Origin of the sequence: Oligoflexus tunisiensis, assembly GCF_001748245.1 — a bacterium.
Taxonomy (GTDB): domain Bacteria; phylum Bdellovibrionota_B; class Oligoflexia; order Oligoflexales; family Oligoflexaceae; genus Oligoflexus; species Oligoflexus tunisiensis.
In genome coordinates this window covers 6,655,199-6,670,195 of the sequence record NZ_BDFO01000001.1, presented here as the reverse complement: position 1 = coordinate 6,670,195, position 14,997 = coordinate 6,655,199, and the positions used below count along the sequence as shown (strand labels likewise).

Annotated in this window: 20 protein-coding genes; 10 read left to right on the top strand and 10 right to left on the bottom strand. The window is 51.2% G+C overall.

The window, feature by feature from the left end:
* Positions 1–2: 2 nt before the first annotated feature.
* Positions 3–1,214, top strand: a complete 1,212-nt coding sequence (locus OLTU_RS27700; RefSeq protein WP_141735969.1) for a sensor histidine kinase — start codon at positions 3–5, stop codon at positions 1,212–1,214.
* Here OLTU_RS27700 and OLTU_RS27695 read toward each other — a convergent pair.
* Positions 1,177–2,070, bottom strand: a complete 894-nt coding sequence (locus OLTU_RS27695) for an alpha/beta fold hydrolase (RefSeq protein WP_141735968.1) — start codon at positions 2,068–2,070, stop codon at positions 1,177–1,179. The two genes, OLTU_RS27700 and OLTU_RS27695, sit on opposite strands and share 38 nt — an antisense overlap.
* A 211-nt stretch (positions 2,071–2,281) precedes the next feature.
* On the opposite strand from OLTU_RS27695, the gene OLTU_RS27690 reads away from it, so the two are divergent.
* The gene (locus OLTU_RS27690; RefSeq protein WP_141735967.1) at positions 2,282–3,214 is read left to right on the top strand and encodes a macrolide 2'-phosphotransferase; all 933 of its coding nucleotides are present in this window, start codon (positions 2,282–2,284) and stop codon (positions 3,212–3,214) included.
* Positions 3,215–3,221: 7 nt separating this feature from the next.
* Here the strand turns inward: OLTU_RS27690 and OLTU_RS27685 are convergent, their stop codons facing one another.
* On the bottom strand, positions 3,222–3,815 hold the full coding sequence (locus OLTU_RS27685; protein ID WP_141735966.1) for a hypothetical protein: 594 nt from the start codon (positions 3,813–3,815) through the stop codon (positions 3,222–3,224).
* Positions 3,816–3,982: 167 nt separating this feature from the next.
* On the opposite strand from OLTU_RS27685, the gene OLTU_RS27680 reads away from it, so the two are divergent.
* The gene (locus OLTU_RS27680) at positions 3,983–4,618 is read left to right on the top strand and encodes a hypothetical protein (protein WP_141735965.1); all 636 of its coding nucleotides are present in this window, start codon (positions 3,983–3,985) and stop codon (positions 4,616–4,618) included.
* On the opposite strand, the gene OLTU_RS27675 is transcribed toward OLTU_RS27680, so the two are convergent.
* The gene (locus OLTU_RS27675) at positions 4,615–5,391 is read right to left on the bottom strand and encodes an alpha/beta fold hydrolase (RefSeq protein WP_176737021.1); all 777 of its coding nucleotides are present in this window, start codon (positions 5,389–5,391) and stop codon (positions 4,615–4,617) included. The genes OLTU_RS27680 and OLTU_RS27675 overlap by 4 nt on opposite strands.
* Positions 5,392–5,540: 149 nt before the next feature.
* On the opposite strand from OLTU_RS27675, the gene OLTU_RS27670 reads away from it, so the two are divergent.
* Positions 5,541–6,110, top strand: coding sequence for a GNAT family N-acetyltransferase (locus OLTU_RS27670; protein ID WP_141735963.1), 570 nt, complete (start codon positions 5,541–5,543; stop codon positions 6,108–6,110).
* Here OLTU_RS27670 and OLTU_RS27665 read toward each other — a convergent pair.
* Positions 6,074–6,463 (bottom strand): DoxX family membrane protein, encoded by a 390-nt coding sequence (locus OLTU_RS27665; protein WP_141735962.1) that lies wholly within the window; start codon positions 6,461–6,463, stop codon positions 6,074–6,076. The genes OLTU_RS27670 and OLTU_RS27665 overlap by 37 nt on opposite strands.
* An 89-nt stretch (positions 6,464–6,552) precedes the next feature.
* Between OLTU_RS27665 and OLTU_RS32545 the strand changes: the two genes are divergently transcribed.
* Positions 6,553–6,849 (top strand): DUF4105 domain-containing protein, encoded by a 297-nt coding sequence (locus tag OLTU_RS32545; protein WP_218110321.1) that lies wholly within the window; start codon positions 6,553–6,555, stop codon positions 6,847–6,849.
* A gap of 433 nt (positions 6,850–7,282) precedes the next feature.
* Positions 7,283–7,717, top strand: a complete 435-nt coding sequence (locus tag OLTU_RS27655; protein ID WP_141735960.1) for a hypothetical protein — start codon at positions 7,283–7,285, stop codon at positions 7,715–7,717.
* Positions 7,718–7,786: 69 nt separating this feature from the next.
* On the opposite strand, the gene OLTU_RS27650 is transcribed toward OLTU_RS27655, so the two are convergent.
* The 4 genes from OLTU_RS27650 to OLTU_RS27640 all read right to left on the bottom strand — a co-directional run bounded on the left by OLTU_RS27650 (position 7,787) and on the right by OLTU_RS27640 (position 11,071).
* Positions 7,787–8,863 (bottom strand): RICIN domain-containing protein, encoded by a 1,077-nt coding sequence (locus tag OLTU_RS27650; protein ID WP_176737020.1) that lies wholly within the window; start codon positions 8,861–8,863, stop codon positions 7,787–7,789.
* A gap of 179 nt (positions 8,864–9,042) precedes the next feature.
* A complete protein-coding gene (locus OLTU_RS32540; RefSeq protein ID WP_218110320.1) occupies positions 9,043–9,645 on the bottom strand; it encodes a hypothetical protein in 603 nt (200 codons plus the stop codon).
* 105 nt (positions 9,646–9,750) lie between these two features.
* The gene (locus OLTU_RS27645) at positions 9,751–10,134 is read right to left on the bottom strand and encodes a DoxX family protein (protein WP_141735958.1); all 384 of its coding nucleotides are present in this window, start codon (positions 10,132–10,134) and stop codon (positions 9,751–9,753) included.
* A gap of 46 nt (positions 10,135–10,180) precedes the next feature.
* Positions 10,181–11,071 (bottom strand): sigma-70 family RNA polymerase sigma factor, encoded by an 891-nt coding sequence (locus OLTU_RS27640; protein WP_141735957.1) that lies wholly within the window; start codon positions 11,069–11,071, stop codon positions 10,181–10,183.
* A 382-nt stretch (positions 11,072–11,453) separates the two neighbouring features.
* Between OLTU_RS27640 and OLTU_RS27635 the strand changes: the two genes are divergently transcribed.
* From OLTU_RS27635 to OLTU_RS27625, 3 genes are all read left to right on the top strand, one after another.
* On the top strand, positions 11,454–11,714 hold the full coding sequence (locus OLTU_RS27635) for a hypothetical protein (RefSeq protein ID WP_141735956.1): 261 nt from the start codon (positions 11,454–11,456) through the stop codon (positions 11,712–11,714).
* A 140-nt stretch (positions 11,715–11,854) separates the two neighbouring features.
* A complete protein-coding gene (locus tag OLTU_RS27630; RefSeq protein ID WP_141735955.1) occupies positions 11,855–12,469 on the top strand; it encodes a hypothetical protein in 615 nt (204 codons plus the stop codon).
* Between the two features lie 100 nt (positions 12,470–12,569).
* On the top strand, positions 12,570–13,172 hold the full coding sequence (locus OLTU_RS27625) for a hypothetical protein (RefSeq protein ID WP_141735954.1): 603 nt from the start codon (positions 12,570–12,572) through the stop codon (positions 13,170–13,172).
* A gap of 60 nt (positions 13,173–13,232) precedes the next feature.
* Here OLTU_RS27625 and OLTU_RS32535 read toward each other — a convergent pair whose 3' ends face one another.
* Positions 13,233–13,433 carry a hypothetical protein gene (locus OLTU_RS32535; protein ID WP_218110319.1) on the bottom strand — a complete coding sequence of 67 codons (201 nt, stop codon included), beginning with the start codon at positions 13,431–13,433 and terminating at the stop codon, positions 13,233–13,235.
* A gap of 137 nt (positions 13,434–13,570) precedes the next feature.
* Positions 13,571–14,179, bottom strand: coding sequence for a hypothetical protein (locus OLTU_RS27620; RefSeq protein ID WP_141735953.1), 609 nt, complete (start codon positions 14,177–14,179; stop codon positions 13,571–13,573).
* A gap of 297 nt (positions 14,180–14,476) precedes the next feature.
* Here OLTU_RS27620 and OLTU_RS27615 point away from each other — a divergent pair, with 297 nt between their 5' ends.
* Positions 14,477–14,944 (top strand): hypothetical protein, encoded by a 468-nt coding sequence (locus tag OLTU_RS27615; protein WP_141735952.1) that lies wholly within the window; start codon positions 14,477–14,479, stop codon positions 14,942–14,944.
* The last annotated feature ends 53 nt before the right edge of the window (positions 14,945–14,997 follow it).

Genomic DNA, 14,997 nt, shown 5'->3' with positions numbered 1-14,997 from the left:
CCATGCAGAGCGACAACAGTCACGAGCGCGTGCATCAAGGACGCGAAAAGACCGATAAGAGCCTTTCCGTTGAACGAAGCAGGGCGGATCAATCGTTGGATGAGGCCTATGGTGCCGCTAAAAAAAGAACGGATGGATCCGTCCGTGCCAAACGAAACGCGACGGATGCTGAAGTCGATAAAATAAGAAATGATGTCGATAAGCAAATGGAGTCAGGTCCGCCGGAAACTTCGCAGGATCAGGCACCCCAACGCTTCATTACGAATGACCAATTGGAAAATGAACGACGACATGCCGATGCCACCATCCGTACCGAGCGAGCTCTGGTGGATTCCGTGATAAGTGCGGAACGCCATCAAATCAAGAGTGACGAACATGCCATCCTTCGCGAGGAACGCGACGTGACGGATAAGGATCTCGCATCGGAGCGCTTTCAAACAGACTCCTCTTTTCAGGATAGCGCTGTCCTGCTGTCGAACGAACAGCAGGCCCATCAGAGGACGAAAGCGGATCTTCTGACGCGAGATGAATTCCTTGCGATTGTGAGCCATGACCTACGCAATCCGATTGGAACGATTCTGTCCTGTTCAGACATGCTTCTGAACCACCCTTCCTCTCCGATAGTCAGCAGTGAGGGGAAAAAATGGATTGAGATCATAAACCGCAATGCCGGGACTGCCATTCAGATGATCAACGATCTCCTTGACGTCGAACGGATGGCTGCAGGCCGGTTGGAATTGCACATGGAGAAACATGATGTGGGCGAGCTCATCCGGCAAGCGGTTGAGAACTTCGCCGACAAAGCGGCTGCCAGGCAGATCCAACTTGAATCCATCCTCCCCGAGGGATCCAGACTGGTTTCCTGTGATCGGGAACGCATCAAGCAGGTGGTGTCCAACCTCATGGATAACGCCATCAAATTCACAAGAAAGTTCGGCGTGATTACTCTGGAGCTGCGAAATAAAGAGGACGGTGATCTGGAAATTTCCGTCAGTGACATGGGTCAGGGTATTCCCGAATCCATGAGAACCGAAATTTTCGAGCGCTTTTTCCAGCTTGGCAACAGGGAACGAAGCGGATTGGGCCTGGGCCTCTACATTTCCAGGAAAATCATTGATGCTCATCAGGGCAAGCTTTGGGTGGAGCCCCGAGCGCAAGGCGGCAGCCGATTCACGTTTACCTTGCCAGAGCAGCCCGACCTCCCATTGACCTGATCCGGTCCCTATCGACCTGAGCCGGTTGAATGAAGGATTCGTCAAGAAATTCCAAGACCTTTTCCGCAAAAAGATCAGGCTTTTGATAATGTGGATAATGGCCGCAGGTTTCAAACAGGAACACGCGAACGTTGTTCACGCAATTTGCGAATACCGTGGCATGCCGGGCTGGAATGATCGCATCCATCTTTCCCCAGAGAAGCAGGATCGGTGGTAGATCCGCCACTTCATGAACGCGATCCGCATAGGTTCTTCGCTGTCCTTGCCAATCGACAAGGTCACGGACCGTTCGGGAAAACGCCCGTGCTGATCCGTTTATCGAATTGACCCGGCTCAGAAACCTGATGTCCGCGCGCTGGCGACCATCCCGTGCCAGTTGCAGGGCGATCCTTGTCCCAATTTCCATAAAGGGCTGGCCGAGTCGTTCCACCAGCAGCGGAACCGCAGCCAGCCGCATGACGAATGAGATTTCACGACCCAAGCCTCCAGGTGAAACCAGAACCAGGCGGCGGACGCGCTGTCGGCAATGCAGCAGCATCATTTGCGCGAGACCACCACCAAAGGAATGTCCGACAAGGTCCGCCACGGTAATGTCAGCCGCTTTCATCCATTCCGACATGATCCACGCGTACCAGCTGAGCTCGTAACTGGCATCCGGTCTCTCAGAAAATCCATGGCCAGGAAGATCAGGGATATAAACCTGGCGATCCCGAGCCAGAACAGAACCAATATGCAGCCAGGTGTAGCTGCAGTCATTCAATCCGTGCAGCAACACAACGGGAGGACGACTCGTCCTTGCGCCCAGCACAAGCGTGTGAATTTTTACTCCATGAATGTCCAGGATATTCTTCTTCATGACGCTGCCCTGCCTATCCTACAGCCAAGGGATCCCTCTTGCAGTATGCACCTCTCCCGGCAGCTTGTCGATTCCGGCTTGAAACGGCCTCAACAGGGGATGCCTTGCTCGGCCTTTTGATCTATACTGGCGAACGAGCTGTACAGGAGAGGGCATGGGGGCAGCATGAGAGCAAACAGTTTACGTTTTGAACCAAATAAGGAAAATCATCATGATCCAGGATATTCCGTCGCTACTCCAACGCGCTCAGAGCTATGGATTGAAACTGATCACGGACAAGAAGGAATTTGACCAATCCGGTCTGGACTTTCTTGTTCTGAATGCTCAGGACGAAAACGGTGTGGAGTGGATTTTAAGAGCTCCACGGCGCCCGAACGCGTATCAGGGCAGCATCAATGAAGCGAAAATTCTGAAACTGCTGGGCCCACGATTGTCCGTCGCCGTTCCCAACTGGAAAATCCATGAGGTTGATCTGATTGCCTACCCACGGCTGCCAGGGACTCCGGCGTGGACCTATGACCCTCAGGAAGGGCTTCGGTGGAATGGTCTCAACGTCAGCGGTCCGCAGGACACGTTTATGGAATCGTCGGCGCGATTTCTGGCCGAGCTTCATCGGGTCGATAAGAAGGACGTTCTTGCAGCAGGCGGACGCCAGGTCTCCATTCCTGAGACGCGCAGCAAACTGCTCAAAGGCTGTGAAACAACCCGGAACTTCCTTCAGCCGTCGGAAACTGTCTGGCAGCGCTGGATGCATTGGCTCCATGAAGACTCCTATTGGCCGAATGAGGCCGCCCTCGTGCATGGAGACCTTCATCCTGGTCACATGCTCCTTGACGATTCGTTAAGGTTGATCGGCGTCCTTGATTGGACCGAAGCGGAGATTGCCGATGCTGCCGTGGACTTCGGGGTTTTCTTCGGGTGCTTTGGAGAGGAGCAGCTGCGGAAACTGCTGGACCTCTACGCGCAGGCCGGAGGGACAACCTACGATAGGATGGCCACGCACATTATGGAGCGCTGGGCAGCCAATGCAGCTTTTACGGCTCAATGGGGAATGGACAACAATCAGGAGGATGTTATGAACTTTGCCAAACAGAGGCTGGCCGGTCTTGAAGCGGAGATGCTCGCGGAGTCCGGCCGCAATTAGGAGCTGATCATCTCGGTTTTTTTCCCCGGGGGTCTTGGCCAGCGGGAGGGCGCATTGTCTTGGAATCCATGAGAATGGGCGCTGTGATATCCATTGTGCCCTTCTCGGTATCGTAGATCTCCACCATGACATTCGCAAGGCGGTATTTCCCAAGATTCACCTGCCAGCTGAAACCGATCGGATCATCCATCGGTATATCCTTGCTCACCAGCGAAATCTTTTCCTTGGCTGTTTGCACATAGTAGGTCAACTGCCAGCTTTGTGGTGGCGCCATTCTCTGCTCCAATTCATCCTCAAGTCGGCATAAAGCTGTGGAACTCGAGCCTTTCTGCTGTTCCAGGCATACAAGGAAAGCTCCTCCAATGGGAACAGGTTCAATGGCAACCGCGTTCTCCACCTCTTCATCGGTGGATTCTTCGGTGAATGTATTTTGAGGATTTTCTTCCGGACTATTTTTGGAATCGGTATTGGCGTTGGCGCGTTTGCCGTCCGCGCTGAGTATATCTTTGGTCGTAAGCGGGAGTTCGGTTTGTGCCTGTTCACAGCCGTGGCCATATGCTGCAAAACACAGGATCATAAATATCCGGCTGGCGTTTTTCACGTGTTGGCTCCTTGGCTATATTTACTTATCGGTCAGGGTGCAAAACTTTCCAAGTTGCATCGGCAAGTTTTTGGAATTATACGAGTATCCAGCGAGCATTCCAAGACCGCAAAGCCGTTGCCCGAAGTCTGCAGGCGGGGGGCGGCAGGTACAGGAAGGATAAACGTATGCGTTTCACATTATGCCTCAGCGTATTTTTTCTGCTTTCCCACGCAGCTGAAGCCGCCATCACCAGGCCTCAGTATGACAGCATCATCGTCGAGACCCAGAACCGTCTCGGCCCCTGGGTTCTGGAAAGTTTCGGCAAGGAGCTACTGGTCACAGGGGACTGGCCCAAGGATTACTCCCCGACATCGGCCGGGGGCAGCTTTTATCATAAGGACGGCAAATGGGGTATTCACATCGTGGGCTGGGTCGCCCGGAGTCCCGAAATTTATCGGGATGGGATGCGGCTCATCTATTGCCATGAGCTTGGGCATCATGTGGAAGGCGGCGGAGCTGAGGTCGAAAGCGACTACTTTGCAACTTCATCCTGCGCACCGGTCGTCTTTCATCCGGAGGACCCGCTGGATGAACTCAGCTCTCTGACCGACGCTGACAAGGAGGATTGCCGGAGCGCCCAGGACCCACAGTACTGTGAAAGGGTCATGAACGCTGTCAATCAAACGAATGAGTTCAGAGCTGGGCTCTGGAGGTTGCAGGGAATCTTCACCGAAAGCGAAATCGCAGAGACGGTGGCCTGTCGACGGAAGGTCTCCCTTCATGGAGTGCTGGGCCTTCCCATCATTCCGTGCAAGCACTAAAGCTCGGCAAGGGTTTCCTGCAGGAGTTGATTGAAAAGTTGGGGTTTCTCCATCATAGGATAGTGACCCACGCCGTTCATGACTTTAAAATCAAAACTTCGAAAATACTTGCGATTCGCTGCCGCGTTTGTGGGTCTCATATCGGAATTGATCGCGCGCACGGGAACGCTGACTTCAGCCGCCTGCGATCGAATATCCGATCGATAAAAGGGTTCCAGCACAGCGATGGCATGCTGGGGATTGACGCCCAGCATTTCCTTTTTAAGGCGCTCGCGAACACCCTGGGGTGAACCCGGGACCAGGAGGAACTGGGCCAGGGCCTGTTCCATGGTGGCTTGATAGTTTGTGTGCAAACCCTGGATCATCGGCTGAACATCTTCAAAACGCGGCATTCCATCAAGATCCAAAAGCGTGTCGACCAGAATGATCGACTTCACGCGGGTTCCCAGTAGAAGTGAAGCGGCAATCACGTTGGAACCGGACATGGAGTGCCCAATGAGATGGCAGGCTTTCAGCCCGGCATCCTGAACAACGGCTTTGATGTCTTCAGCAAAGCCATCAATCGACCAGACCTTGCGATGTTTCCCGGAACGCCCGTGTCCTGCCAGATCCATCTGCGCGATCTGATATGTGGCTTCGAAAGCCTTTTTTTGCTCATCCCACCAGTGACCGTTGCCAAGCCATCCGTGAACAAAAACCAAAGCCTCGCCGCCCTGACCGGACAGCTCGTACGAGATCACAACTCCGTCGTGGGACGACACCGACTTTTGCATAAAATACCTCGCAAAGGTTTTGAGATCCATTAAACACGGCCGTGGCTGCTTCATCAAGCCATTTGATAAGGAACTCAGGCGCTCACTATGGTATTTCATGAAGAGGAATCAGTGTCCGTTTAAAATACGAACTTTCAAGGGAACATGCCATGCCTACTATCCTTGGGCCGACGCTCACAACCGATCGACTCATTCTGCGTCCGCCGGTCTATGCTGATTTTGAAGCCTGGGTTGCGTTTGCAGCGGATCCGGAAGTGAATCGATTTTTAGGTGGTGTTCAGGATCGAGCTGCGGCCTGGCGGGGCATGGCTACGATAACAGGCGCCTGGCCCCTGATGGGATTCTCAATGTTTTCTGTTATCGAGCGAACCAGTGGTCGATGGGTCGGACGCCTTGGACCCTGGCAGCCCGAAGGATGGCCAAGCACCGAGATCGGCTGGGGACTGGCCCGGGAGGCCTGGGGCAAGGGCTATGCGCTCGAGGGTTCCTCTGCCGCCATCGACTGGGCCTTCGCGGAACTGGGATGGAAGGAGGTGATCCATTGCATTGATCCCCAGAATGTCCCCTCACAAAATCTTGCGAAGCGCCTGGGTTCCACCTTGCGAGGACCCATTCAGCTGCCGCCTCCGATGGACACCTGGCCCATCGAAGTTTGGGGTCAGACCAAAGAGCAATGGGGGATTCATCGGCGAAACAGCGTCTTGACAACAGGCGAGTAGGGTTTCGCAAAAAAGGCCAGATAGGCTAACAGGAAGCCAATAATCAAAGCCAAGGGCAGTCCGCTGGGCGCCAGGAACGCATGAACGAATATGATGTTCACAACAATCGGCGCCAGGACCACAAGAGCCAGGGGAACAAAGAAGCCTGAAAGCAGCAAGGCACCACAGATAGTTTCGGTGGCTTTAAGAAGTGTGAAAAAATATCCCGAGGCCATGAGGCCTTTGTTAAAAGTCTGGAGGCGCTCGGGCAAATCATCTGGCGGCGGGACTAGGTTCAAAAGCCCGGTGATCCCCCCGAACAGGAAAACCAGACCCAGGAGCACACGTGCAATCAGTGGAAACTTTGCTTTCATTGGGCTTCCTTTTTTATTGTTCTTCAATATTTGACAATACTTGATGGTGGATGGCTAGACCATATGGGTATTATTATGCATAAATCGCTATGAATACTCTGGCGAAATTCATTCCTGCCCTCTTCCTGGTGGCTCGACCTTTGTGGGGAGCATTTGAATACAAACCTCCAGATGATGTGAGTCAGGTCAAAATTTTCCTGCAGACTTATGATGTAGGCGACGCGATATATAGTCGATTTGGGCACAATGCGTTGCGAATTGCAGACCGCTCGCAAAACCTGGATATCGTCTTTAATTGGGGGACGTTTGATCCATCAGATCCTGTCACGTTCGCTTTCAATTTTTATCAGAACAGGATGCGCTATACGTTGGGGACTTTTCCATAGTTCAGAGCGAATCGTCCGGTTTTCTTCTTGCTCGGCCTGGCCATCCTCCCGTCCCACAGCGATGGGCCTAGGAAGCAAACTCAAAGGTTTCATCATTTTTCACTTAGCTGTCACTGCCGGGTTGTTAGTTTTTTCGGCGCTGGGGATGATCGAACAAAACTTGAACCGAATGATCCGGGGCATGCTCCCTCCGTATGTCATCAGTTTGCTTTTGGTTGCCTGCTTTGATCGTGTGGTTGACGTGAAGCGTTATGATTCCTGATATAAAATGCGGCGAAAATACGCTGTCGTCGGCGACTTTAGTCAATCCTGCCGTAGGATGGTCTATTTATTGCTAGAAATTTATAGCAACGTGCTGCCTGCGCGCCATATGAGCAGCCGTGTGTATGAGGCAAGGGATGCCTCATTTCCGCTCACCAAGGAGGGTTCTCTCATGGCAAAGGCAAAGCAACGGCCAGGACAACCGCAAGCTCAAGCGGATGACAGGGAAGAGTCAGCGAGGCCATCTGACCAGGCGACCTCAGACGATAGCTCAACCGATGAAATAGCAGCCAGCATGAACACCGCTTCCAGCGATGAAGCGATCGGACAGGGCCGCAAGGTCTCTACGGCAGGCGAAGATTTGCCGGCTTCAGAACTGCGAGCTGACATTGCATCAAGCCGCCGGGGAATTGACGATGAAATATCCCTGCGTGATGAACTGAAGCCAAAAGACGGGTCGACGATAGTGACGGCAGACGCTGGTGAGAGCGACGAAGAAAATGAGATGCCAACGGGCTTGCCTAAAAAACAAGGCTTTGAAGATTACAATCCAGCTGCCCGTCCACACACCGGGGGTCCAGGTCCAGACGTTACCGCTCAACCATGACGTCTCGCGGAAACGAGAGGCGTGCGGACTTTGGGAAGGGGGCGCTGGATCAGGTCAGACGCGCCCCTCTCAAAGCTCTTCCAGCTTCCACAATTGCCGGCTGAAGTTTTGGCAATCGCCCAGGAATGCTGGACCACCTTGTTTGGTCGCTGCATTCAGATAGGTGGATTCGAAGCATTTGTTATTTGCTTCCTGGAATTGGGTCGTCATCTGGAAATATCCATGGCCTCCCTGAGGCGCGATTTTCCATTTCTGGCCCGAAACGTTTTGACAATCAGCCATGAATGCTGCTCCATCGGCTGTCGAGCCTGATACCTTATTATTGCCTTCGAGGCATTTGTTGGCGCTTCCAAGAAATGCATTGGTGATCCTATAGTAACCATCAGGAGTCGCGACAAAGAACCAGGCCTGCCCGCTTACAGCTTGACAATTGTCCATGAACGAAGCCCCTTTCAGGGCAGCCCCTGCTGCGAGCTGATTGCCTTCCAAACACTTATTGTCCTTTTCCATGCTGAAATTTTTAAGGCGATAGAATTTGTCCGAAGCGATCGCAGGATTGGGATTCAGAACCGCAGATTCGGGGGCGCCGGCTGCATCCGCGACCTCACCAAACCAAACGTGGGCATAACCATGATAAATCCCTACACCCATCGCCTGCCAGGTTCCTGTCCAGGGTCCCTGATTCAGAATCACATCATTGTGCGGGCCGCTGCTTTTCCAGCCATTCAGAGCCGCTTCGGGCGTCAGACTTCCCCCGGCGCCTGCCGAGATCTCAAACCCGTTGGAGGGATATGACGTCAGCTCGCGCGGTTTGCTCCACATGAACTCGCCTTCTGGGCCTGTGAAACATATCGGAGACCAAGTCCCCTTATTCGACCAGCTATGAAGGTCGCAAGGCACTCCATTGGCGCCAGTACCGGTATTTGGGTGATTCGTGGCTATATCCCAGGTATGGATCTGGGCCACGCGACTCAGCGATGTCGACAGCGGAACAGCCGGCAAACCCTTGCTCACTCGATATTCATTGATGAGTCTGGCCAGCGTTTGCTCTTCAGCCGTCAGGCGAACACCGGCGAAAGCCGATCCTCCCCAGGCTGCGAAGACAACACTGAATGTGCAATAAAGCAGCTTCGATCGTTCCAACATCTTCATCCTCCCTGAACATTGATGCATGAACCAGGCAGGAGTTTTAAGGGATCTTGCAGCTTTCCGCAATGAGAGTCATCACAAGGCAAAAAGGTCCTGGGAATAATTGCCAGGACCTTTTGGGGTGAGTCTTAATTCGGGGCTGCTCCGTGATAGTCTCCAGTCAAGTATGAGCCAAATTACTGTGCTTGAAGGGCATCATGATCTCCCGGTTCACAAGCCGTAGACTCCCAATCAGGGAATGTCGAGCAGACTTGAGTATCGATCACACGTATGGTCCGATCTGGATTGGTATAACATGTAATAGCATCGCCACACAGCCCACCCTCGCGCACACAACCTATGACAACCATTTCGCGCGTGACCACATTGCGAGCGGATCGCAAATAGCATTTTTGATCCGAGCTGCATTCACTTGCGGTGGAGACATCACAGGGATTGAAAAATGGAATTTTTTTCTCCGATTCCGTGCAACCGACTTCTGTCCAATTTTCGAACAAGCAACTCTCCTCGCTGACAACTCGTTGCCCGGAAGAATGCGTAAAACATGAGACCGGAGCATGGCAACGTAAAGCCTCGGAAAAAGCGTTAAGGCAACCCAGAAAGACATTTTCCTTGGTCGTGACATCGATCCCGCTTTTAGGAACGCAATTCGGCGCAGTTTGACAAGTTTCAGCGGTCTGATGTTGATTGCAGCTTTTAGGGGATTCAGACGATTCTGTTGAATCGTTTTTCTTTGTACAGCCAAGCAAAAAGACGACTGCAAGGAGTAGTTTGATCAAAGATTGCCCTTTCAACGTTCAGAAAATTGTCGATCGCCTGCGGTTATGCCGCAACCTTCGTTATCGACCCTGGCCCGGCAACATCCATGGAAAGGAAAACGAGTATTACGAACCGCCAATTACAAAAGGCTGCAGCACATGCCTGCCATAAGCAACAAATCCGGCAAACACAGCAACCACCAGCCAATAGATCACAGGCCCGAACTCCTTGTGACCCGAAGCAAAATGCAAGCCAGTAAAGAGCAGCATTTCCGCAGCAATGCCGAGAGCTGCGAGAGGGACCAGGATACCCAAGGATTTATTGAAGACGGGAAGAATCAGGGCGAGGCTGCACAGAATCTCAAAGACGCTCAGAGACAGCCAAACTCCTTGGGGAATGGCTTTCAGCGATGGCATGGTCTGCTCGGCGGAGTTTTTGAACTTCCATACGGCTCCCATGATGGTATGCAGGGCGAGAAGAACTTGCAGGATCCAAAAGAAAATATTCAAGGTTCACCTCCTAAAAGATTTGAGGAACACGACCGCTCAAACGAGCCTAGGACTCGATCAGCTCAATTTCGGTCTTCGCCAGGTGCTGAGGGTCCATAATCACGTCGATCTCGGTAATCAACCCATCACGAACGGCAAAGGCAAACACAACACGAGGCTTCGCCCCTTGCAGCCAGGTTGCCCCCTCGAAGCCATCGATAAATGCCAGCTGGGCACCGGCGGCCTTGCCCTTGAATGTTTCAGCAATGGTCCTCGGATTGCGCATTTCAGGCTCGAAGGCCGGTGCACCACGACTTTGATTTGCGGTCGTGATTTTGATCGCAGCTGCATCGGCACGCAGTATGATGTCAGGATCCAGCAAGCTAAGGAGGGCTTCAAATCTGCCCTCACGGGAAGCGGCGAGAAAAGCCGAGACCACCTCGCGCTGCCGTGGGCTGTCAGCCTGAGAAGTGGTCCGCATGCCTCGAACGCGTCGCCTGGCACGGCTCGCCAGTTGCCTCGCAGCCGCAACGGAACGATCGACGATCGGGGCGATTTCGTCGAAGGAGAGATCGAAGAGGTCGTGCAATACGAACGATACCCGCTCAGCTGGGGTCAGACTATCCAGGACGATGAGCAAGGCTGGGCCGACAGAATCAGCAACCAAAGACTCGTCTTCCGGATGCCCGGCTCCAACATCAGGTACGGGCTCGTCAAGTGGAGCTTCGCGCTTGGCCTTGCGTGAGCGCAGGAAGTCCAGGCAGACTCTGGCGACCACTGTTGTCAGCCATCCGCCTAGATTCTCGATCTGTTCGGTATCGGAGCGGCTCAGTCGCAGCCAGGCCTCCTGAACGGCATCATCAGCTTCGACAGGTGATCCCAGCATGCGGTAGGCCACTGCCTTCAGGTGGGCGCGATTGTCCTGGAAGCTCTTTGCCAACCAATCGTTCTTGTCCATGGTGGTGTCCCTATTCCTTGCCTATGGTCCCTAAGGGGACGTTCCCAAGCCTGACGAATCCAGACTCTGAAACGTGACAAACCTTACGGTCGTTTATTCTAACATAGTGAAACTATGGGAAAGTTAAAATATTATAATGGGGGGCGGGGCAGAGGAATTTAGCTGCGAGGTATAAGTTCAGTTAGAGTTGAAATTTGCAGTGGTTGTCTTAAGGTTATCCAGGCCAGGTTTTCAAATCCCATGTCCGCGAGGTTAAAAGTTGTAAGTCCCGCCATGCCAGACGAAAGTGATAGGTCGAACGACGGGTTTATTGGCAGGCGCTTTATTCCGCCAGTAAACTCTGTCCTGGATCTGTTCCTGATCATCTGAAAAGGATGGGTTTATGAAATATGGTCTTCTGGACAACCTCAAGTATGTTTTGGCTAGCACCAGTAAGCGCGATCGCCGATTGTTGGTGCTTTGCTTGGCCTTTTTCCTGTTTCTTATTGCAGCAGGAATAGGGGCCAGCATAGCGTTTAATAAACCTATTCAATGGGGCATCGTCAAGGAGCAGGCGTTTATTCTGGCTTTTATAAGCGTTTGGTTTCTGCTCTTGCAGACTTTGAGTGCCGTTGGCGAACTTCGGAAGAAATACAAGGACTGACTCCTATTGCATAATCGGGGCACCCGATGAATGGGTTCTTTTTCTCTTTGAACCCCTAGTAACTAAGTCAGGTCACGTTTGAGAGTCAAGATTTTTTGCCAAGAGACCGATCTAAAGTTCTGTTATGAAGAGGAGTTGCCATGGGATTACTTAAATATGCTAACGTAGGCGCCCCTCTCATGTACTTAATTCTTTGCGCGTGCGGGAGGGATGAGACCAAACAATCCCTTCAGGAGCGGTTCGAAGCAGTCTATGGCTATACTGATTGTAAGGATGCGATTATAGGCACCGCATTGACTCAGCAAACATGGATCACGGTATTTCATACATACTCTGGTGGTTATCTTCGCCAAATTGAAACGACGTTTCTCGACGAGGAGTGCAGGTCCTCATACACCTCTCTAAACCGCTGGGCAACATACAGTATTCTAAGCTCCTCAAATGAAGCGAGCGGAGAGATACATTTGGAGCTCAAGACCCGAAGGATCTTATCAGGTACCAATGAGAATGCTCCTCCAGAGCTTCCTGGGATAGCAGACGTCAATTGCAATGTAGAAATGGGAACCGATATTCGCAAAGAGGAATGTAAGACCTATTTTGATGCTACCAGTTTTGTCCCTCGCTATGTAACTTTAATCCTAAGTGCTGATGGTCTGCAGCCCTTCAAAGATATCGACACCGTAGGCACTACGGAGGAGGCACGTAGCACAGAACTCGCTCCATACGTCTTGAACGTTCTTGATCCGATCGATTGACCGCCGCCAGGTTGTCTGTTTACAAGTTTGGTTCCCCTGAGATCTTTGGTCTCTAAGGTCATATACCGATCAAAAATTTTAGAGGCCGAGAGGAGAGCTGATGTCAATGCATACCCTGGTTCCGGTATTATTTTTGTGCTTATGGATTGCAGCTTGCGGAGATGATGAGGTGGAGCCACAATCTTTGCAAGAGCGGTTTGATGCTATATATGGTTATACGGATTGCACAGAGGTGACGATTGGCACCGCGCTGATGCAACCAACATGGATTAGAGTCTTTCATACCTACTACGGGGGGTATCTTGACCAAAAGGAGACTACCTTTCTTGATGAGAAATGCAAAACAGTGTTTACCTCAGTAAATCGATGGGCATCGTATCAGATCTTGAGTTCCTCAAACGAAGAAACAGGAGAGATATATTTGGAAATTAAGACCAGAAGGATTCTTGCAGTAACAAATGAAAATGCTCCACCGGAAATGGTCGGAATCCCTAAGGCTAATTGCAATGTTGAAATGGCTGAAGACTTCCGGAAGGAAGAGTGCAAGCCGTACTTTGAGGCCAAACGCTATGTGACCTTAAACCTTTCAGTTGAAGGGCTGCAGCCATTCAAAGATATTGATAGTGCAGGCACAACTGAGGAGACTAGAAGTACTGAGTTGGCCCCATACACTTTAGGTGTTCTTGATGCGATTGATAAGTAGCGAGGGTTCCCTGTCATTCTCTTCCGTTGATTAGTTGAATCTCCTGTGCCACTAGGCTTTCTACAAGTGGAAAGCCAAATACGGTGGGCATGCAGGTGTCTGAAGCGCAGAATTTCCAGGTGCCGTCTTATTTATTTCCCAGATATCAGGAAGGTCTTCCCCTTCGTTCATTTGAAAAATGAAAGCTATACCAGAATAATCGGGATCTGCATCGTCATTATCTATCAATATTTCGACATCAGCATCCTTGATTGAATGCATTGGACGGGATATCTTGGGAACTTTTTCTTCTTCTTTGCCACACGCGACGATACCCCTGGATTCGACCAGAGGGCGCCCCTATCGAGGCTGAATCAAAGCCCTAGGTAAGGCAGGGTCTTAGTATGAGCTTGGCGCGCTTACTTATCGATCGGATCAAGAACGCTCAGAACATACGGAGCCAATTCTGTGCTTCTTGTCTCCTCGCTAGTGCCTGCACTGTCTACGTCTTTGAAGGGCTGCAAGCCTTCAGCGGTCAATTTTGAAGTCACATAGCGGGTGACAAACTGGGTGGAATCAAAGTAGGTCTTACATTCTTCTTTTCTTATGTCTTCTGCCATCTCAGCATTGCAGTCTATCACTGGAGCACCTGGCTGGAACTTTTCATTGATGCCTGATATGATCCTTCTGGTTTTTATTTCCAGTAGTATTTCCCCTGTGTCCTCGTCTGAGGAATCCAGAATTTGATATGATGCCCAACGATTGAGAAAGGTAAACGTTGTTTTACAGTTTTCATCCAAAAAGGTTGTCTCAGCTTGGTCTAGGTAGCCACCATGGTAAGTGTGAAATACTATCATCCAAGTTGGTTGCGCTAACGCCGTACCAATTTCCACCTCCTTGCAATCCGTATAGCCATAGACTGCTTCGAATCGCTCTTGAAGGGACTGCTTAGTCTCATCATTGCCGCACGCACATAGCATTAAGCATATGAGAGGGCGTCCCGCTTTCGCATATTTTGATAAAGCCATCACAACTCCCCGTTATCTTCAAACAGAGGATCGGTCTTTTTGTCAGAAATCCATAGTATGAAAGTAAGTTTAGTATTAGCCATTGATTTTAATATCTTTATCGGGTCTGTAACTTTTCCCATGAACGTGATTTTATGGCAGAATTATGAACAACATTGCCGAAAATTTTGTCTATCCAAATTCTGGCAGTTTGAGAGCAAGTCAGGTATCGCAGATTGTGACTACGGAGTCGATCTTGTAAAAAAGCCAAAAAAACAAATTTGAGGTTAACTGATGGCAAGCGGCAGGACGGGGAGGATGAGAGCGTTATTCGTTTCGATTCTGATTTGGAGTGACACCGCATTGGCTGGCGAGTTTGGAGTCTGGGGAAGAGTCACGTCCTTTTCCAAAGGAGAAACTTGGGTTACATATGGTGTGCTGTTGAAAGACTACTATACAGCGGCAGTAACCCACACTCAGGACGGCAGCGCTGTGGAGTTCGGACTCGCATATGAGTTAGGCCGCTTAGGGATGACCACGAATATGGTTCATCTTAGCGCTGGTCATATCGCACAGATTGTTGACATCAAAGAGGCAGGAGGGCCGCGAAAATTCAACGGCCGCTACAGCATGTTATCCTTTAATTATTCGATATTCTTTGCCGGGGCCAGATTGGTCGAAAGAGATATCGATAGCGATTTGGAGCAGAAGAGGGGGCGAGTCGTAAAAAAATCTATTAGTGACTTTTTCCTCGGCGTTGGGATGTTTTTTAATCCCAAAGATTAGCTACTGGCAATGTAAGGGATTTAAGTGCGACTACAAGAACGCGCCAAGAGTAT